Below are 19,555 nucleotides of genomic sequence, written 5' to 3'. Positions count from 1 at the left end.
ATTAATTACTAACGAATAAGCTTTTTGTATTTGATACGCTTGGGCATAATATCTGTTCCCAAGCGTTTCTTTTTATTTTCTTCATAGTCAGAGAAGGATCCTTCAAAGAAATACACCTGTGAATCCCCTTCAAAAGCAAGAATATGGGTGCAAATTCTATCCAAAAACCATCTGTCGTGAGAAATAATTACGGCACAACCAGCAAAATTCTCCAAGCCCTCTTCCAACGCTCGTAGCGTGTTCACATCCAAATCGTTGGTAGGCTCATCCAATAATAGCACATTACCTTCTTCTTTGAGTGTCATGGCCAAATGCAGTCGGTTACGTTCACCACCAGATAACATACTCACTTTTTTGTTCTGTTCACTTCCTGAGAAATTAAATCTGCTTAGGTAGGCACGTGAATTTACCTGCTTCCCTCCCATCATCACCAATTCCTGTCCATCACTAAAATTCTCCCAAATGGTTTTTTCTGGGTCAATATTGGAATGACTTTGGTCTACATAAGCGATTTTTGCAGTTTCTCCAACTTCAAATTCTCCCTTATCCGGACTTTCTTCTTCCATGACCATCCTAAAAATGGTAGTCTTACCGGCTCCGTTAGGCCCAATAATCCCTACAATTCCAGCTTGAGGAAGTTTAAAATTCAAATCTTCGTAGAGTAATTTATCTCCAAAAGCTTTGCTTATACCTTTGGCCTCAATGACATTGGTCCCCAATCTAGGTCCATTTGGAATATAAATCTCCAATTTTTCCTCCAACTGTTTTTGATCTTGGCTCAAAAGTTTGTCATAGTTCTTTAAACGGGCCTTTTGTTTGGCCTGTCTTCCTTTGGCGCCTTGTCGAACCCAATCTAACTCACGCTCAAGGGTTTTTTGACGTTTGGAAGCTTGTTTGCTCTCCAATGCCAATCGTTTTGCCTTTTGATCCAGCCAACTTGAATAATTCCCTTTCCAAGGAATTCCTTCACCGCGATCCAACTCCAAAATCCATCCGGCAACATTATCTAAAAAGTATCTATCGTGCGTTACTGCAATTACAGTTCCCTTGTATTGTGCCAAATGGTGTTCCAACCAATGTACTGATTCCGCATCCAAATGGTTGGTAGGTTCATCCAATAATAAAACATCTGGTTCTTGTAATAACAATCGACATAAAGCAACTCTTCTGCGCTCACCTCCAGATAGAACTCCTATTTTTTTGTCCGCTTCGGGCGTGCGCAATGCATCCATGGCAATTTCCAATTTGGTGTCCAATTCCCAAGCATTGGAAGCATCAATTTGGTCTTGCAGTGCGGCCTGCTTGTCCATGAGTTTTTGCATCTTATCTGCATCCTCATACACCTCGGGCAAACCAAACATGTCATTGATTTTATTGTATTCATCCAAAACAGATACAATTTCCGCAACACCTTCCTTCACTACCTCTAGAACTGTTTTTTCTTCATCCAATTGAGGTTCTTGTTCCAGATACCCAACGGAATATCCTGGTGAAAAGACTACATCACCTTGATAGTTTTTATCCACCCCAGCAATAATTTTCAGCAAAGTGGATTTACCAGAACCATTAAGTCCCAATATTCCAATTTTTGCACCATAAAAAAAACTGAGATAAATATTCTTAAGTACTGGAGTGTTTGCCGTTTTAAAGGTCTTGGTAACCCCAGACATTGAAAAAATGACTTTTTTATCGTCTGACATTTGGTGATTGTTTTAGTTAAATAAGTGGAAAGCTACACTCTACCTTTCAGAGCATTGAAAACCCAAGCTATAGCAAAAAAGCCAATTCCTACTGCGCCGAATCCATATCCGGCCACTTCATCATATTTAAAGACTCCCAGCGCTATCATTCCTATGCCCACAAAAATCATAATCCATGTGGCCCATGCCAATACTGTATTCTTGTTCATTCCCATTGCAATCGTTCTGTAGAAATCCAAATATCGTAAAAAATGGAATAATCCAAATACAAGCTTGTAGTTTATTCCTCAAATGGAAAGCGAATTCCGCATTTTTCACGAACTGTCTCTAACAACTCGGCTAAATCCAAACTATTTTGATGTGACCACAGGTTACTTTGTAACTTTTTGTTTTTCAAACAACTATGAATTTCTTCAATTTCATATACAAATCCGTTGCCTTGTACAGGAAGATCAAAATCTTTAGTTTCTTCATCTTTTATCAAAGAACAACCATTTGCTACATGCCAAATGGGATGTATGAAAAGTTCTCCTTTTGTCCCAGATATTTCTGCTTCCATTTTTGAATGACTGTTGATGCCACTATAAAGAACGGCTTGAGCATTTTCATATTGAAAAATCATCGAGGTCTGTATTTCTGTCCCATTCATGTGAAAGTTTGACCGTGCGAGAATTTCTTTTGGCTTTCCAAGAATCAAATATGCCAAGAAAATGGGGTAAATGCCTATGTCCAATAAAGAGCCTGAAGCCAAGTTTGGGTTTAATAATCTAGATTCTTCCCCTCTGTCCATTCCATAAAAGGCAAAATCTGCATGTAGATATGCTACATCTCCAATTATACCTTCATCAATTAATTGTTTTGCTTTTACTATGGAAGGATTAAACCTAGACCATAATCCTTCCATCAAAAAAACTTGATGTTTTTGTGCAGATTCCACCATTTCCACAACCTCTTTTCGGGTTATTCCAATGGGTTTTTCACAAAGCACATGTTTTCCAGATTCCATAGCCCTAATGGTCAACGCTTTATGAAAATTATGTGGTGTGGCTATATAAACAATGTCTACTCCATCCGTTTCAAAAAGGTCTTGATAACTCCCAAAACTCTTTTCAATATTGAACTCCTTGGCAAAAGCTTCTGCTTTTTCCAAAGACCTAGATGCCACAGCGGTAACTACAGCATCATCAACCAATTGCAGGTCAGATACAAATTTTCTCGCAATTCTTCCAGGGCCAATAATGCCCCATTTAATTTTACCTTCCATATGAAATCAAAAGTAATGATTATAACTCCTTATCTTTATCCTGCCTGAAGAAATTGATGTATTACTATGGATTTAAACTTCAACAAAAACGAAGATCATAATAAGCTACAGCTTTCCGATTTGAGGAAGAAATTTGCCAAAGTAAAAATGGGTGGTGGCAAATCCCGGATTGAAAAGCATCATTCCAAAGGAAAGATGACTGCCCGTGAACGCATAGCATATTTGTTGGATGAAGATAGTACTGCAATAGAAATTGGTGCCTTTGCCGGAGAGGGAATGTATAAGGAGCACGGAGGGTGTCCATCTGGTGGGGTCGTTGTTAAAATTGGTAAAGTAAAGGGTAAGCAGTGCATTGTTGTTGCCAATGATGCCACCGTAAAGGCTGGTGCTTGGTTTCCTATCACCGGTAAGAAAAATTTAAGGGCCCAAGAAATTTCCATTGAGAACAAACTTCCCATTATTTATTTGGTTGATAGTGCCGGGGTCTACCTTCCCATGCAAGATGAAATTTTTCCCGACAAGGAGCATTTTGGACGAATATTTCGAAATAATGCTATTATGAGTAGTATGGGCATTACACAAATCTCTGCTGTTATGGGGAGTTGCGTTGCCGGTGGAGCTTATTTGCCCATAATGAGTGATGAAGCTCTGATTGTTGACAAAACTGGTAGTATTTTCTTGGCTGGCAGCTATTTGGTGAAGGCAGCCATTGGAGAAAGTATTGACAACGAAACTCTTGGTGGGGCCACCACACATTCTGAAATTAGTGGTGTAACCGATTACAAAGCCAAAGATGACAAGGATGCTTTGGATAAAATCAAAAATATTGTTGGTAAAATCGGTGACTTTGAAAAAGCAGGATTTAACAGGATAGCGTCTCAAGAACCTCTTGAAAATCCTGAAGAAATTTATGGTATTCTTCCTCGTTCCCGTAGTGATCAATATGACACAGTGGAAATCATTAAACGTTTAGTGGATAATTCTGATTTTGAACAATACAAAGAAGGGTATGGCAAAACCATTTTAACCGGATATGCCCGAATTGATGGATGGGCCGTTGGAATTGTGGCCAATCAGCGTAAGGTGGTCAAGACCAAAAAGGGTGAAATGCAGTTTGGTGGGGTCATTTATTCTGATTCTGCAGACAAGGCAACCCGATTTATCGCCAATTGCAACCAAAAGAAAATACCGTTGGTTTTTCTTCAAGATGTTACCGGTTTCATGGTTGGGAGTAAAAGTGAACATGGGGGCATCATTAAAGATGGTGCCAAAATGGTAAATGCTGTGAGCAACTCAGTGGTCCCAAAATTTACCATTGTAATTGGCAACAGTTACGGGGCTGGAAATTATGCCATGTGTGGAAAAGCCTATGACCCTAGATTGATTGCTGCATGGCCAAGTGCAGAACTGGCGGTAATGAGTGGTAACTCCGCAGCAAAAGTACTCTTACAAATTGAAAAAGCCTCGTTGGAAAAGAACGGAAAGCCATTGGACCCTGAAAAGGAAAAAGCCCTATTTGATAAAATCAAACAGCGTTACGACCATCAAATTTCACCATATTATGCTGCTGCCAGGTTATGGACCGACGCTATCATAGATCCATTGGACACTCGAAAATGGATTTCAATGGGTATTGAAGCTGCAAACCATGCTCCATTGGAAAAAAAGTTTAATATGGGTGTACTACAAGTTTAATTATTGAACTGTAAACTTTGCAAGTTGTTGTTCTTCATCAACTTCTTGCAATCGTACCAAAAATTCCTCTTCGCGTTGATCAAGGCTACCAAAATTATACTGAACGGTGCATTTGATGAATGTTGGAGCCTTGTTTCCAGATGTTCGGTTTCCTCCGTAAGAAACGTTTAACAGCCAATCTCCTTTGGTGTCCGCACCAAAAATCTCAAATTGCTCTCCAGAGAAACCATGCTGAAGTTCATCCAAAATTCTGTTTCTATCTGCAAGCTCTGTATGTTCCCAATTGAAAAACCTTTTTTGAGGGTTCACAAACTGCACAATGAAATCAGCATCTGAATCGTTCCATTCTAATACCAACCTCGCATTATAGGTGAGATTGTTATGATACTTAGGGTCTACCTTTGAGATATCTAAATCCTTCCGTTGTGTATTGATCAAATTCCGAATCTCGGTTCCTGCGATTTTTTCTAGTCCAATAAAATTGAGGGAAGTATTTATTTGTCCCGTAAGAATTCCATTGAGTATCTCTAGAGCTTCTTGGTAATTTTCATTAGCCCTTTCGGCCAATGCCAAATCCAAATAAGATTGTATTCTATTAGGAAACCGTTCTACCATGCTGTGCGCTGCCAATAAGGCCTTATTATGGTTTCCATTTCCAGAACTCTTCAAAAACATACCTCTTAATTCTTCGTACTTGGGTTCTCTTTTTTCTAAGATATTGGAAAGAATTCTTTCCGCTATTTCAGGACTGGATGCGTAAAAGAATTCATAGACGTCCAATAAATATCCAGAGTCTTTCCAATATGTTTCTCTTTGATTCAAATAGATATTATAAGCCTCTTGAAGATTTTTTCCTTTCTTGAGTTCTTTAAGGTACGGCGTAACCAAAGTTTTGGAACTCACCTTTATTTTGCCATCATAAATGTTATTTTGTAAACGTGCCAAGTCCTTTGGCCCATCTGAAGAACCATCAACGGTTGCTGTTTTGGTTGTGATCATCAATACACCATTTGCTCCCATACTGCCATAGCGGTTGGTAGCCGCCAAACCTTTTAGAACCGTGATCTTTGCAATGTTTTTGGGGTCAATGAATCGTGCATTGTTTATAACTGTTATTGGGGCGGCATCATTATTATATGCTGTCGGGCTTACAAAGCTTGCTGTTTTAGTTTGACTCATAGGTACACCGTCAATGACAATCAAACCATAATTATTACCAAGAATGGAATTACTAGGTCTCATGGTCACTTGGCTCAAATCATCGTTCTGTCCTAAGCGAACACCAGAGAACTTGCCTTGTACTGCATTGTTGGCCGTGTAAGATACATCTGCAATATCCTTATCTGTTATGGATTGTACTGCATACCCAATCTTATCCTTATTTTCAAGACCGTATGCGGTTGTAACAAGCTCTTGTTCTTCTTTCCCCTCCGCAGCTACAATAACTTCATTCAGTGCAACGGCATCATTATCCTCAAAAATAAAATTGACATTCAACTCGTCATCAAGTATATGTTCTTTAGCCTTTCCCATGACCGAAACAACAAGGGTATCGCTAGGATTGGCATAAATTTTAAAGGTTCCATCGGAATTTGACCGAACTGGGCTCTCATCTGTTCCTTTAATATAAACAGTAGCGTTCGACAAACCTTGAGTTCCATTATAAATCGTGCCTAAGTACTCTTTAAATCCTTCTTTTGGGTTTTGAATATTTCTATTATCTAAAAGATTGATGACATTTGCATTATTGACTATTGCCAATAGGTTAATCATGGACTTATCGTAATCCTTTTTACCATTGATCAAAAATAATTCGCCTGAGAAATTGGGAGTGGCAGCACCCATATTTTGATGACCATCGGTAAAAAGAAGCACTTCTCCATTATCCGTGTAATCGCCTAAAGCTTCATAAGAAGTGGCCCCATCGTAAGAGGTCTCTTTTAGCCTTTTTTGAATGGAATTCCAGTCACCATCTGTAACGATGAAGTTATCTTTTGACAATATCTTGTCGCTAAAGGTCAATATAGTGACATCTGCATCTTGAATGGTCTTAAAATATGCATCCAAAAAATAGAACTCCCTATCCAAATCTCTGTCCTGCATGGAATAGGAAGCATCCCAGCAAATAGTGACTTGTTTATTTTGGGCGTTAACAACAATTATCGCCAGTACAATAGTCAAAAAGGCCAATATTTTATCCAGTCTTTTCATATTATTTTTGGTTAGCAATTTTTAAAGGTTTATAAATAATACATGTATTAGTTTATAGCAATAAATTTTGTACTATTTACACTCAATAATTGTTGATTTAAATTTCTTTCTCCTAATCTGAATATCTTTATTGTTCTTTTTTGGGCTTTGGTATTGTAATTATGATACGCGGTAACTTTTAGATAAGTAGGTGTAAGACTTTTGTTTCCCAAATATTTTATATTGACATTCCAAGTTCCTGCATTATCATATATTAAATATTCCTCACAAGAAAAACCATGCTTTTTTTCATCTCGTATTCTTTTAGGGTTCTCTTGTAGAGAATGTTTCCAAGTGTAATATTGCATATTTGGATTCACAAATTGAAGTTCAAATTCCGCTTCACCGTTATTCCATTCAAAAACAAGACGAGTACCGTTAAAGTCATCATCCTCTACCTTTACAATGCTTTTTTTATCACTAAATAATGAACCATTAAGGGTCAGCAGATTATTAAATTCCCTTTTCATCAAAGGAGTGAATACTTCGGATTCTTCAAAGAAGGATTCTTGAACCAAATAATTATAGCGTGCAAAGAGCGTGGCAGCGTTTTCAGCTTTATCGGCATATTGGTAACTCTTTGCCAGGTTAAAGTAAGATTGTGCATAATGGGGCCTTAATATGAATACTTCCTTATTCATCTCAATTGCTTCTTGAAAATCACCAGATTCTTCCAACATATAGGACAAAGCTTTTAAAATTGTAGGATCTGTTGCATATCTATTTTTTATAACACTCTTAATTTCATTGGACAATTGACTGTCTTTTAGTGTACCATTAAAAAAAGAAAAGGCATCCAAATAAAAATAAGGTGACCCTGAGTACTTTTTTTCAAGTCTGCGAAAGGTCATCTCAGCTTGGTTTATCTCCTTGCTTGCCTTGAGTTCGCCTAAATAACTGGGAAGTTTTGTTGTTTGAATCAGTTCTTCATCAAAAAAATTGTTTCGCAACTTGGCTTGATCAAATGGCTTTTGTGTTCCTGGCTCTCGTGGAGTAAAGTTTCCAGATTTTGTGTTGATCACAATTACACCTCCCACTCCTAAAGTACCATATCGTCCAACACCTGCCAATGACTCTATGATAGCAATACGTTTGATGTTGGAAGCATTAATAAAAGTAGGTGCATCCGTATAAATGATTCCGTCCACATCAAAAATAGCCGGTACCGGATTCATCATAGATTGAAGTGTTCTTGGTAAAAAGACCATAGGTATGGTCAAATCAGTTGGCCTTCTATTTCTTCTTGCTAAAGAGCCTCCACCAGGTCTAAGTGTTCCGGGTCTATAAACTTGTATGCCAGGAACCAAAGTTTGGAGACCATCTACAAAATCTGCTCCGGAATTCCGTAACTGCTCCCCATCTATCATTCGCATACGATAGCCAACACGTTCCTTATCCAATAATCCAAAAGATGATTTGATAAGGTTTTCATTGGTGTTATATTCAAATAATAATTCTTTTTGTGATTTACGTTTTTTCTTGGTCACTGTCACCCCTTCCAACTCCTCTATTTTATCGAACATTTCAATATTCAAAAATTCGGTGACATCTTCTATCACAATTTCTATGGTGCTTTTGCCAACATAACTATATTCCAGTGTTTGGCCTTCATCCACTTGAATTTCATAGCGTCCTTCTGCATCAGTTTTTACTCCATTCTCACTCTCCTTAACGATAATGTTTACATTTTTCAATGGAACCAAACCATCAGTAACAATACCTTTTATGGTTTTTATCTGAGCTTGTGAAAAAGTCACTTGAAGACACAACAAAACTCCCGAAAGGGTAAGAAAAAGAATACGATTCATTTGAACTAGATTTTCTAAAAAAGATTAATACTTGATTGATGAACTGGAATTTAAAAACTCCAACGCCCTCTTAAGTTACTCATTTTTTTATAGTTAAGTTCAAACAAATACTATTTCTACGGGATTTTAATTCATAATATGCTTTTTTGTTCTTGGTATGAGCAGTAGTTCTGTTTGTCGGCCATTTACATATCTAAACCCTTCTTCCCCATAAAAACCAGCTTCTTCCAACATCACGCGTATGTCACGTTTCCATTCTGGAATATGCACTGTTGTATTCAATTCAATTGCATATACTGTATTTGGATTCAAAGGGTAGTTTTCTCCATCATCTTTCATTACACCTCCTTGGGCGTCCCACATTCCAATAGTTGTACCTGCAGAATGGCCATAAGTACCCAATGGATGGGTATAAATGGAAGGACGGAGTCCGTCATCCTTGGCATCTTGAAGCGCTTTAGCCAAAATTTGATTGCCAGTTCTACCTTTGATCATATTGGTCGTTAAGAAATCCTGAACTCTATTTCCATCTTTTAAAGCATTGACTAAAAAATCGGGAGCTTTTGTCTCTTCTGGTTTGAGGACATAGGCTAATTCCTGACAATCCGTATTGAGACGTAGATAGGTAATTCCGAAGTCACAATGCACCAAATCACCCGGTTGAATTACCATATCGTCCGGCCTTCCAGAAAAAGAGTACAAATGACCTACCAATTCTTCGCTGGCACGCTGTACATCCACTGTAGGATGGAACCAAGTCTCCAAACCTAAATCTGTTACTTTTTGTCGCATCCACCATTCCACCTCTGTAGTAGTGGTAATTCCTGGTGTTATCACTTTTTCAGAAAAAGCTTCAGCAATGATATCATGGGTAATGTCAACCAATTGATCGTAGAGAATCATTTCCCTTTGGGTTCTGGTCTCAATCCACCGCACAGCAAGTTGTTCTGCAGATATAACCTTTGACTGATACTTTTTTGGAAGGTTGCTCATGAACTCATCATAATCCGTTTTATCCAAACCATCCGCTATGTTGTGGTCTTTGGAAAAATTAAGTCCTATTTTCTTCGGATTTCGTTCTTCAATAAGCTCCATTAAACGTTTCCATTGATTGGGCTCCTTCCCTTTGTCCCAAGCAGAAACTATACTTTTACCAACATTATATCGTGCTACCGCTAATTTATCAATAGTATTTTTCTCCTTATTCCGATAAAAAAGGAGTATTGTCCTTCTTCTTGCATTTAACCAAGTGGCCGGCAACATGGTCTTGAGTACAGGATCCTCATTGTATTCCCGGGAAATGAGAATCCACATATCTATATCCGTTTTGTCCATCAGTTCCGGAAGCAGTACATTGAAGCGTTCCTCCAAAATTTCATCAACAACACGAGCACGTTCATGTTCTGGAAGGATTTGTTGGGATTGAATGTGGCTGAAAATGAATAATGCAGATAAAAGTAAAAGTTTCTTCATACAGGGTTTATTTTCCCTGAATTTACAAAACTTTAGAGTATTTGTTCCAGTGTTTTCCCCCTTTGAATTTTTCCAGACGCAGTCTCAACAAAAGAATCCACTAAAAATATTTCCTTCGGAATTTCATACTTAGTAATACCACTCAATGATTTGATGGATTGCAGTAACTCCTCTGTATTGGCGTCCTTATCTTCAACTAAAAGGATAAGCTTTTGCCCTAGAGAGGTATCCGGCAATCCTGCCACAAAAAAACGGGACCGTATAAGCTTAGATAACTTTTCCTCAATCTGTTCAGGAATCAGCTTTATGCCTCCAGAATTGATAATGGAGTCATATCGGCCCAACCATTTAAAATGTGTGGTATCAATCAATGCTACAATATCATTGGTGACAACGCTATTTTCAGTAACCATGGGAGCATCGATGACCAAACAGTCCCTATCATCTCTTGCTACGGAAACATTAGGAAGCAATTCAAAACCAGCTTCAATCATCTCCTTTTCAGTTTTGGTAATTCTCTTTACTGCAATATGGGTAATGGTCTCCGTCATACCATAGGTTTCATATACGGCTGTTGACAACCCTGCAAGTTTGATTCTTAAACTGGTATCCACTGGTGCGCCACCAACAATGAGTGTTTTAACCCGATTTAAATACGTTATGGAGTTTTGTGCCTGCAAAGGAACCATCGCGACAAAATCGTAATCTCTGTCATTTTCTTGCAAGGGCGTAGATGAAGGCGCAATATAATCCAAGTCAAGACCTAGCACCATGGCCCTGACCAACATCATTTTTCCTGCTATTCCCGTGCATGGAAGACATAAAAGAGTAGAACTTGAAGGTTTCAAATTAAAATAAGTTCCTGTGGCCAAGGCCGAATTGACCATATGTTCCTTTTTTAACTCGATTTTTTTTGGTTTGCCCGTTGAACCTGAGGTAAAAACTTCCAAAGTAGGTTTTGGAGTAGCCCAATCCAGTAAAAAATTACCAATATGCGCTTCAAAAAATTCCCCTTCCTTTATCAAACTGTAGCCAACTTCCAATATATCCTCCAAGCTGTAATGAACTCCATTCAGCTTAAAATTAGGATGTATGCTATGCCAGGTCTGATTCGCCATTGGAGAGTGCTGCAAATTCTTCTTGGGTCATGACCTTTCCAAACAATTTTTCCTTCCAGTTTTTCCAACCATATTTTTTTGAAAAGATGAGAAGTAAGATGGGATAAACCACAAATACAGGAATCAAAACATCCCAACCCAAGGCCGGTTCAGATATATCTTTATAAATGGAATGGGTTTGAAAAGCTGTCCAATCCGCTGTTACCAAGAGTGCTGTGATCAAATTATTGGCCGCATGAAATCCCAACGCCAATTCCAAACCTTCATCCAGCAAGGTTAAAATGCCAAGAAAAAAACCGGTCCCAATATAATAAACAAGAATACCGTAACCCAATTTCTCTACTTCAGGATTGGCAATATGCATAATACCAAACAACACTGATGTAACTATTAGCGGTATCCATCTATTACCAGTCCAAATACCCAATCCTTGCATCATATGACCTCGGAACAAATATTCTTCAAAACTGGTCTGCATGGGAATCAAAATAATGGCAATAATGGCCAGGGCCAAAAATTTAGGCCAATCAAAATTGAGCACATAGTCATCAGGAGAAAAATAAATGTCGATACCTGTCAATAAAATTGTAATCCCACCCCAAAAGATAAAAGCGAAAAAGATTCGTTTCCAATCAATTTTCTTTCGGGAAGTAGTTAAACTGGTTATAGACTGTTGATGTACCAAATAAGTCCACCCTAAAACTACCCAGAGTCCAACTGCTAAAGGAAGCAACAAAATAATCAATACTAAATTAGAACCTAATTGTTCTATGATCTGTTGCATGGCATCTTCCACACTTACTGGTGAAGTCACCGTGGTAATATAATTTAAAACCATAAAGCTTATAAAGGCCAGTGGAATCACTAAATATTTCCAAAGTCCAATCTTGCCCTTATATCCTTGTTCTATATACATAACTGTTTTATTAAATCGGTTTTCCAGTGTTTGTGCCCTCTATAATACAGATTTCCTCCACTAACTTCCAAAGGACTGTCCAAATTATTGGTAAAAAGACTTCCTGTACCTAATCCTTGAGGCATTTTATTCTTTAGGGTATAGGTCCATTGGGCTATGGCATTCAATCCGATATTACTTTCCAGGGCACTGGTAATCCACCAACCAATGTTATATTGCTCTGCTAGTTGTATCCATTCCAGACTTCCATTATAGCCTCCTACCAAACTAGGTTTTAAGATAATATATTGTGGTCGTATGGATTGTAATAATTGTTCTTTATCCTGCTTAGAGAATACACCAATCAATTCTTCATCCAAAGCAATTGGCAAAGGTGTAGCACTACAAAGGTCTGCCATTTGTTGCCATTGGTTGGGTTGAATAGGTTGTTCTATGGAATGTATTTGAAAATCTGAAAGCTGTTGCAATTTACCCAAAGCTTCATTGGGAGCAAAAGCTCCATTGGCATCTACACGGAGTTCTATTTCCTCTGGGGAGTACTTTTTTCTGATGGACTTTAAAATGGTCAACTCTTTATCAAAATCAATGGCACCAATCTTCATTTTGATGCATTGGAAACCGTCCTCCAGCTTTTTTTTCAGTTGCGAAAGCATAAAGGCCTCATCTCCCATCCAAATCAAACCATTAATGGATATTGGTGCCTTACTTTGGGTGAATTCTGAAGGGAACAATTCAAATGGATGACTGGATCGCAACGACAAGAAAGCCTGTTCAACACCAAATTGTATGGAAGGAAACGCTATTAACTCTTCTAAAATTTTCTCTTTTCCAAAATGAATGTTCTCGCAGACCCAAGCCAACTTTTCTGGATAATCCGGCACATCATCAACACTAAGTCCCCGAAGGATTCCGCATTCTCCTATCCCCCACTGCTTTTCTTCCTGCAAGATTATAAACCAAGTCTCCTTTTGGGTTAGTATGCCTCTGGAAGTGCCGCTAGGTCTTTTAAAGTTTAGGGTATATTTTTTGAAAGAAGCTTTCATGTGTTTGGTTTCAAATTTAGTCTTTTTGAAACCAATTGGGAAAGTAAATTAAAAGGCTGTTTAGCGCTTAACTAAAGTTAAACCAAAAGCGAACTCCTTCGCTTTGCTTGTCTATATTGAGTTTGGACTGTAGTTGGTTTACCAATCTGTTCATTAAACGGATACCCATGGAAGAATGCGCTCTTTCGTCCGCATCATCAGGAAGTCCAACACCATTATCAGTATACTCAAAAAAGCCTTGTTCCCCATTTTTACTTAAATGGATATAGATTTTACCGTTCTCATCATTTTCTGGAAACGCATATTTGAAGGAGTTGGAAACCAATTCATTTAAAATCAAACCAAATGGTATGGCTCGGTCAATGTCCAATTCAGTTCCCTCAGCATCTATGGTGATACTGATGTTGTGTCCGCCTTTTTTATAAACAGATTGCACACTGTTGATGAGACTTTCAATATAGCCCTGCATTTCAATGACAGATAAATCGTCGTTCTGATACAGCTTTTGATGAATCAAAGCCATCGCCTTCACCCTACTCTTTCCTTCTTCCAAGGCTACAATAGCAGCTTTGCTACGCGTATTTTTAGTTTGAAGACTTAGCAGACTGGACACCATTTGAAGATTGTTCTTTACCCTATGGTGAATCTCTTTCAACAAAGAATCCTTTTCAACCAGAGCATTTTCAATAATATGTTTTTGATCTGCAATAAGGCGCTGATTTTTTATACTTTTTAAATAGGCATAAACCAATCCTGCAAAACCTAAAAGTGTAAATATTAAGGAAATGAATACCAAATTGATACGCTCGTCCTTCGCCTTCATTTCGCTACGGGCCAATTCATTGATTTTTTTTTGCTCATCGATCAACCGTTGTGAATTTTCCAAATCTTCGTTGGCCACAATGGTCACCAATTGTTGTTTTATTATTGAAGATTGTTTCTGGGCCAAAGAATCTTTTATGCGCTCATTACGTTTAAAATAAATCGACGCATTTTTATAGTTTTCTACCTTATCATAATACGCCGCAAGCAAGCTGTTTCTTTTAATATTTTGAAGCATGGTCATATGCTCGAAATCTATGTCAAGATTCCTTTTGGCCAACGTAAAGTTTTCAAACTGTAGATTGGCATCCGCTAAATAGAGTGTATTTTCAACAACCTCACTCTGATGGGAATTTTTAGAAGAAGTATCTAAAATCTCAATGCTACTTTCCAAAAGAGGAATAGCAGTTTCATACTCCCCTAGCATCACATGACATTTGGCAATATTTCCCTCAATTTCTGCTTTGAGGAGATCGCTTTCAAAGAGTTGTTCTTCCGTTTTTTGTATTGAAATATCATTGATGAATACATCCAAATAAGCTTTGGCCTTTTTGAGCTCGCTCAATGCAGTTGGAGCCGAATTATCCAATCTTAGATAGTTTCCTACTTTACTATGGTATTTGGCAAGGCCATAAGAATCATTGTCAGCAATGGTTGGTTTTACCTCCATGATATATTGATTCCTTGCTTTTCTATACAACCCTAAATTGCTATAGATATCATAGAATGCAACATTGTCCGTTAAGCCCAGTTCTCGTTTTTCTTTTCTGATTTCAATCTGTTTGTCGAACAATTGAAGGTTTGCATAGTTGTCATCCAAAACATCCAAAACAACCTTTCTGGAATCTGAGTCCAAAGAATCCAACACCCTGTGCAACTCATTGGCCAAAGTGGTACTTTTGTCAAACTCGCCAAGGTCATTGTACAATTGGGCCTGCATTACTTTATAAAGTCGCGTAGCTGAAGAATCATTGGTCTTCTGGGCATTGGAAAGATATATTTTAATGGTATCCAACCAATCGTAAGCTGAATTGGTGGTATACCTGTTAACAGAACCAAAGAACATATCAAACCTATCAGGGGCACCCTGAATATCCTGAAATTCTTTGAGGGGGTTCTGTTCTTCCTCTGCGGTTGTTTGAGCAGAGGCGTGGGATATAACCACAAAACTTAGTGTAATAAAAAGTAGTCTGACGTAACGTTCCATTAATTTACCCAATAGTACTTTCAAAATTATTTTGAAATGCTATGATTTTTGTGCCCTTTATTTTCTTTTACCCCTTACTATAGAAAACCAACCAAATGGTCAGCAACGTTATTATTAATGTATGGGGTTGTATAAAGAACGTTAGTTTGGCATCAAAATTAAATCCAATAAGAAAGAGTTGTTCACTATTGTTGTGAAACCCTCAATTTCTGTTGTGAAAAGCATTCCATCGTATGCAAAAACACCATTTATCGATGTTCTGTGCATTTCATGGATTTAGATGTTTGACATAATAACCAAAAACAAAAAGGTCTTGCTGTTAAACAAGACCCTTTTACGAGAACACTATATGAAAATGAAAAAATTACTTTCTGAAATAATTACACTGCTAAAGTACAGGCGACTTCGGCCAGTAGAAAAATATTGTTGTGAATCTTACAAAATATGTGGTCATTGATCACTTTGGATAAGCGACATAAAAAAAGGTGCCTTTTTAGACACCTTTCTATAATTTATATCTTCTCATGAATCAACTGTTCATAGAAGAAATAATGAACTCCTTGAAGTCTTTTGAGATTGGAATCAAATTATTATTGATCATAATATCTTTGGAATTGATGGCATCAATATGGTCTACATTAACAATGTAGGATTTATGTGCTCTGTAAAATTTGTTCTTCGGTAATTTCTCCAAGTAATCCTTTAAAGGGGAGCGAACCAAAAACTTTTTATCAACTGTATTTACCTCAAGATATACATTATCAGCTTTGATGAATTGGATGTCACCAAACTGAATTCGATAGTACAAATGTTGCTTTTTTACAAAGATGGAATCTTTAAGAACTGAGTTTGAAGTAAAAGTATCTCCTTCGTTCCCTGTAATTTCATTACTCTTCTCTTTCTTATTGTAATTGAAATTAGAGAGCGCAATTTCTATTGAGGTGTATAGATCCTGTTGTTCAAAAGGTTTTACCAAGTAACCATCTGGTTTTACAGTCTTGGCATTTTCAACTGTTGCTCTATCTGAATTTGAAGTGACAAAAATAAATGGAATGTTGTAGACATCCCTAATGTGTTTCCCTAGATCAATTCCAGTCTTGTCCGAGGCCAAGATGATATTTATAAGCACTAGGTCAACATGATTATTTTTAAGTACGTCCACTGCCTGTTCGTATACAATTACATTATCCACAATCTCATACCCAATCTCTTCCAGCATGGATTGCATATCGTCTGCAATAATAACGTTATCCTCTACAATTAATATTTTGATCGGATGTTCCAAATTAATTTAAGTTTAGTGGGTTGTGCATCAAAATTACAAAAAATTATTAACTGCTATGTAGAACAGCAAGGCCAAGAGAAATGTACTCAAAGCCAGTTTTTTCAACTCTCCGTCCAGTTCTTTGGGTACTTTAGTGACCACAACTTTTCTCAAATGAAAGGCAATTGGTAAAAATGCGAGCATGTAATAAGTTCTCCATATTGGTATTTTTTCCAACCATGTAAAAATCAAAAAACAAAGAAAAGCAACGGTCAAAATGATATAGTGGTATCGCTTTCCGTTTTCATATCCCATTTTAACCACCAAGGTGTTTTTTCCAGATTTTTTATCCGAAGAGACATCGCGAAGATTGTTCAAATTCAAAACGCCGACACATAAAAACCCAATTGCAATTGCCGGTAAAATGGAGTTCCAATCCAAGGCCTTTGTATATAAAAACATGCTCCCCAATACCCCCAGCAATCCAAAAAATAGAAATACAAACAAATCTCCCAATCCTTGGTATCCATAGGGGTTGGTTCCCATGGTATATCTAATTGCAGCCCAAATGCTCAAGATACCCAACACCAAAAAAAGAAGGAAAAAGGGTAAGTTCTCACTCCCGAAGGCCCTATATAAAAGCCAAATTGCCAACAGCAATGTAATTGCAATGGAAATCCAAATTCCTTTTTTTAGAGATGACCGGGTCAACAGTCCGCTTTGCAATGCTCTTGCCGGACCAATTCTCTCTTCATTATCAGTTCCCTTGACTCCATCTCCATAGTCATTGGCAAAATTGGAGGTAACCTGAAACCCTACTGTGGTCAACAGGGCAAAAATGAAAATAGTTAAATCAAAAAAGCCATGAAGTCTGGCCAATGCAGTCCCCACAATAATTCCAGATAATGAAAGGGGAAGTGTTCGAAGTCTAGCTGCCTGAATCCAGGCCTTTATATTTCCCAAATTAATACGGGTCTTCTATTTTAACTCTTTTACCATCTTGATAGGAAGCAACGAAAGCATCAGAAAAGCCCATATTCACCAACTGTTTTCTAAATGACTGCGCTTCGGCCAATGTTTCAAAATTACCAAGGGAATAAGCATAAAATGGATTGGTTTTTACAAAGAGTGTATTGGTTAATGCTTCGGATGCTAAGGTCATATTATTGTCCACAAACGATTTGACCTGCACTGAATAGATTTTTTCCTTGTCTAAAAATTCTTTTGCCAAATAAAATTCCCTCACCAAACTCAATTCCTCATTTTGTTCTTTCAAATTATCTATTCGCGTTTTGATGGCATCCAAACTATCTATTGAAACCAAGAGGTTATTCTGGTTTTCAAAGGATTTTTTGCTGCTTAGGCCCGCCGTAAAAGAAGTAATGGCCAAAACACCAATTACAAAAAGCCCCGTAATGCCCAAAAGAACATTCCGTTGCAGCTTTACTTTTCGCAGGTCTTTATTCTTAAATTTGATTTGGTCTAAAAGTCGTTCATTAATTATTTGGGCCTTATCAATATCCTTATGAAGGTCCAACAAATCACTTTCTTCAATAAAAGGCATATTAAAGTGGGTTATTAAGTTCAAAAATATGCTAAGAGCATAACTGTCAAATAGTTAATACAATGTTACACAAATGTAAAATTTTTGTTGAAAGAAAAAAACTAAGCCGTATCAATTTAATAAAATGGATATCAACAATTTTACAACCTATTTTGTTGATTCGGTTGCACCAAACGGATACCATCATCCTCAATACTGATTTTTCGTTGCCGATAAAGGATACCTACCCCTTTTTTAAACGCTTTTTTGCTCAAATGAAGCTGTAGTTTAATTTCTTCTGGAGAGGACTTATCGTGCAACGGTAAAAAACCACCATTCTCATTAAGCAGAATTAAAATGGCTTCGGCAGTAGGTTCCAGCATTTTGGCTCCTATGGGTCGCAAGGAAACATCAATTTTGTGATCCGACCTCACATTCTTGATATATCCCTTTAACCTGTCCCCTATTTTAATGGGCTGAAATACATCACTTTCAAATACCAAGCCTTTGTATTTATTTTCAATGATAACCTCCCAACCTAAAGGGGTCTTTCTATAAACCAACAGATTTACTTCATGATTGGTTTCATATTCAACTTCTTCATTCGACAGGAATCTATCTATTCTACTTGATGCTGTTAAACGGAATGTTTTTTCATCCATAAAACAGTGCACCACATATTGTTGCCCCTCTTCCATTCGCGTTCCCTGTTCCCTAAAGGGAACCAATAAATGTTTTTCCAATCCCCAGTCCAAAAAAGCGCCATACTCTCCAACTTCAGCCACTTTCAAAAAGGCAAAGTGGTTACGTGTTATTAGAGGCTGCAAAGTTGTGGCAATTGGTCTTTCCTCATTATCTAAATAACAAAAGACCTCTATATCCTGGTCAACTTGACAATCCTCAGGAACATATTTGTTGGGCAAAAGCACCTCTGTACCTTCATCATCACCCAAAAACAGCCCTATGCTTGTGCTCCTTAAAATCCTAAGAGTATTATAGTTTCCCAATTCTATCATTTGGCAAAGGTAGATTGAAATTATGGGTATAAAAAAAGCCGCCCAAATGGACAGCCTTTTTTAAAGTCCTTTTATTTTAACTATAAATGGATTCTTTTCCGAAGTGTTTTGCCAGCATGTAATAAATTACAGCTCTATGTTTGTTCTTGTCAGACCTACCATATTTATCGATTACTGTATTGATGGCTTCCATTAGGGCTGGTGAATCGTCCAAGCCCAATTTTTTCATCAAAAAATTGTTTTTCACGGTTTGCAGTTCTTTATCATCTGAACCAGAAACCTTGGAGGCATCCAAATTATAAATGGCAGGACCTAGCCCAATAGCAACTTTGGTAAGTAAATCCATGTCAGGAGCTTCACCAAATTTATCTTTGATGTCCGCTGCATATTTTACGATCAATTCATCTCTTTTACTCATAATAGATAGTGTTCTTTG

The 19,555-nt window shown here is 37.5% G+C and carries 16 protein-coding genes; 1 reads left to right on the top strand and 15 read right to left on the bottom strand.

Annotated features, from left to right (window positions below; all coding sequences use genetic code 11):
• Nucleotides 1-8: 8 nt before the first annotated feature.
• The 3 genes from ettA to HJC33_RS12215 all read right to left on the bottom strand — a co-directional run bounded on the left by ettA (nucleotide 9) and on the right by HJC33_RS12215 (nucleotide 2,964).
• Complete coding sequence (ettA, locus tag HJC33_RS12225) at nucleotides 9-1,700, bottom strand: energy-dependent translational throttle protein EttA (protein WP_171659109.1); 1,692 nt, start codon at nucleotides 1,698-1,700, stop codon at nucleotides 9-11.
• A gap of 32 nt (nucleotides 1,701-1,732) precedes the next feature.
• Nucleotides 1,733-1,915 carry a CAL67264 family membrane protein gene (locus HJC33_RS12220; RefSeq protein ID WP_171659108.1) on the bottom strand — a complete coding sequence of 61 codons (183 nt, stop codon included), beginning with the start codon at nucleotides 1,913-1,915 and terminating at the stop codon, nucleotides 1,733-1,735.
• 65 nt (nucleotides 1,916-1,980) lie between these two features.
• Nucleotides 1,981-2,964, bottom strand: coding sequence for a Gfo/Idh/MocA family protein (locus HJC33_RS12215; protein WP_171659107.1), 984 nt, complete (start codon nucleotides 2,962-2,964; stop codon nucleotides 1,981-1,983).
• 66 nt (nucleotides 2,965-3,030) lie between these two features.
• On the opposite strand from HJC33_RS12215, the gene HJC33_RS12210 reads away from it, so the two are divergent.
• Nucleotides 3,031-4,659, top strand: a complete 1,629-nt coding sequence (locus HJC33_RS12210; RefSeq protein WP_171659106.1) for an acyl-CoA carboxylase subunit beta — start codon at nucleotides 3,031-3,033, stop codon at nucleotides 4,657-4,659.
• On the opposite strand, the gene HJC33_RS12205 is transcribed toward HJC33_RS12210, so the two are convergent.
• From HJC33_RS12205 to HJC33_RS12150, 12 genes are all read right to left on the bottom strand, one after another.
• The gene (locus HJC33_RS12205; RefSeq protein ID WP_171659105.1) at nucleotides 4,660-6,870 is read right to left on the bottom strand and encodes a TonB-dependent receptor plug domain-containing protein; all 2,211 of its coding nucleotides are present in this window, start codon (nucleotides 6,868-6,870) and stop codon (nucleotides 4,660-4,662) included. It lies immediately after the preceding gene.
• A gap of 47 nt (nucleotides 6,871-6,917) precedes the next feature.
• Nucleotides 6,918-8,717, bottom strand: a complete 1,800-nt coding sequence (locus HJC33_RS12200) for a carboxypeptidase-like regulatory domain-containing protein (RefSeq protein ID WP_171659104.1) — start codon at nucleotides 8,715-8,717, stop codon at nucleotides 6,918-6,920.
• Nucleotides 8,718-8,843: 126 nt separating this feature from the next.
• On the bottom strand, nucleotides 8,844-10,190 hold the full coding sequence (locus tag HJC33_RS12195; RefSeq protein WP_171659103.1) for a M24 family metallopeptidase: 1,347 nt from the start codon (nucleotides 10,188-10,190) through the stop codon (nucleotides 8,844-8,846).
• Nucleotides 10,191-10,222: 32 nt separating this feature from the next.
• A complete protein-coding gene (locus tag HJC33_RS12190; RefSeq protein ID WP_171659102.1) occupies nucleotides 10,223-11,308 on the bottom strand; it encodes an AMP-binding protein in 1,086 nt (361 codons plus the stop codon).
• Complete coding sequence (locus tag HJC33_RS12185) at nucleotides 11,286-12,224, bottom strand: CPBP family intramembrane glutamic endopeptidase (RefSeq protein WP_171659101.1); 939 nt, start codon at nucleotides 12,222-12,224, stop codon at nucleotides 11,286-11,288. Before HJC33_RS12185 ends, HJC33_RS12190 begins: the two co-directional genes overlap by 23 nt.
• Entirely contained in the window at nucleotides 12,215-13,267 is a 1,053-nt protein-coding gene (gene menC / locus HJC33_RS12180) for an o-succinylbenzoate synthase (protein WP_171659100.1), read from the bottom strand. Before menC ends, HJC33_RS12185 begins: the two co-directional genes overlap by 10 nt.
• A gap of 67 nt (nucleotides 13,268-13,334) precedes the next feature.
• The gene (locus HJC33_RS12175; RefSeq protein WP_246245546.1) at nucleotides 13,335-15,320 is read right to left on the bottom strand and encodes a sensor histidine kinase; all 1,986 of its coding nucleotides are present in this window, start codon (nucleotides 15,318-15,320) and stop codon (nucleotides 13,335-13,337) included.
• 505 nt (nucleotides 15,321-15,825) lie between these two features.
• Entirely contained in the window at nucleotides 15,826-16,581 is a 756-nt protein-coding gene (locus HJC33_RS12170; protein ID WP_171659099.1) for a LytR/AlgR family response regulator transcription factor, read from the bottom strand.
• 33 nt (nucleotides 16,582-16,614) lie between these two features.
• Nucleotides 16,615-17,523: a 1,4-dihydroxy-2-naphthoate octaprenyltransferase gene (gene menA / locus HJC33_RS12165; RefSeq protein ID WP_171659098.1), complete on the bottom strand. Its 909-nt coding sequence runs from the start codon at nucleotides 17,521-17,523 to the stop codon at nucleotides 16,615-16,617.
• A gap of 1 nt (nucleotide 17,524) precedes the next feature.
• Nucleotides 17,525-18,124, bottom strand: a complete 600-nt coding sequence (locus tag HJC33_RS12160) for an SPOR domain-containing protein (RefSeq protein ID WP_171659097.1) — start codon at nucleotides 18,122-18,124, stop codon at nucleotides 17,525-17,527.
• A 140-nt stretch (nucleotides 18,125-18,264) separates the two neighbouring features.
• Complete coding sequence (locus HJC33_RS12155) at nucleotides 18,265-19,119, bottom strand: CvfB family protein (protein WP_171659096.1); 855 nt, start codon at nucleotides 19,117-19,119, stop codon at nucleotides 18,265-18,267.
• A 76-nt stretch (nucleotides 19,120-19,195) separates the two neighbouring features.
• Nucleotides 19,196-19,537, bottom strand: coding sequence for a DUF2853 family protein (locus HJC33_RS12150; protein ID WP_171659095.1), 342 nt, complete (start codon nucleotides 19,535-19,537; stop codon nucleotides 19,196-19,198).
• Nucleotides 19,538-19,555: the final 18 nt, after the last annotated feature.

The organism is Flagellimonas amphidinii, from assembly GCF_013090115.1.
In the GTDB taxonomy this organism is placed as follows: domain Bacteria; phylum Bacteroidota; class Bacteroidia; order Flavobacteriales; family Flavobacteriaceae; genus Flagellimonas; species Flagellimonas amphidinii.
This window is presented reverse-complemented; position numbering and strand designations above follow the sequence as displayed.

Coding starts and splice junctions, on each gene's coding strand:
- ettA (WP_171659109.1), bottom strand. CDS start 1,700: ATGTCAGACGATAAAAAAGTCATTTTTTCAATGTCTGGGGTTACCAAG.
- HJC33_RS12220 (WP_171659108.1), bottom strand. CDS start 1,915: ATGGGAATGAACAAGAATACAGTATTGGCATGGGCCACATGGATTATG.
- HJC33_RS12215 (WP_171659107.1), bottom strand. CDS start 2,964: ATGGAAGGTAAAATTAAATGGGGCATTATTGGCCCTGGAAGAATTGCG.
- HJC33_RS12210 (WP_171659106.1), top strand. CDS start 3,031: ATGGATTTAAACTTCAACAAAAACGAAGATCATAATAAGCTACAGCTT.
- HJC33_RS12205 (WP_171659105.1), bottom strand. CDS start 6,870: ATGAAAAGACTGGATAAAATATTGGCCTTTTTGACTATTGTACTGGCG.
- HJC33_RS12200 (WP_171659104.1), bottom strand. CDS start 8,717: ATGAATCGTATTCTTTTTCTTACCCTTTCGGGAGTTTTGTTGTGTCTT.
- HJC33_RS12195 (WP_171659103.1), bottom strand. CDS start 10,190: ATGAAGAAACTTTTACTTTTATCTGCATTATTCATTTTCAGCCACATT.
- HJC33_RS12190 (WP_171659102.1), bottom strand. CDS start 11,308: ATGGCGAATCAGACCTGGCATAGCATACATCCTAATTTTAAGCTGAAT.
- HJC33_RS12185 (WP_171659101.1), bottom strand. CDS start 12,224: ATGTATATAGAACAAGGATATAAGGGCAAGATTGGACTTTGGAAATAT.
- menC (WP_171659100.1), bottom strand. CDS start 13,267: ATGAAAGCTTCTTTCAAAAAATATACCCTAAACTTTAAAAGACCTAGC.
- HJC33_RS12160 (WP_171659097.1), bottom strand. CDS start 18,124: ATGCCTTTTATTGAAGAAAGTGATTTGTTGGACCTTCATAAGGATATT.
- HJC33_RS12155 (WP_171659096.1), bottom strand. CDS start 19,119: ATGATAGAATTGGGAAACTATAATACTCTTAGGATTTTAAGGAGCACA.
- HJC33_RS12150 (WP_171659095.1), bottom strand. CDS start 19,537: ATGAGTAAAAGAGATGAATTGATCGTAAAATATGCAGCGGACATCAAA.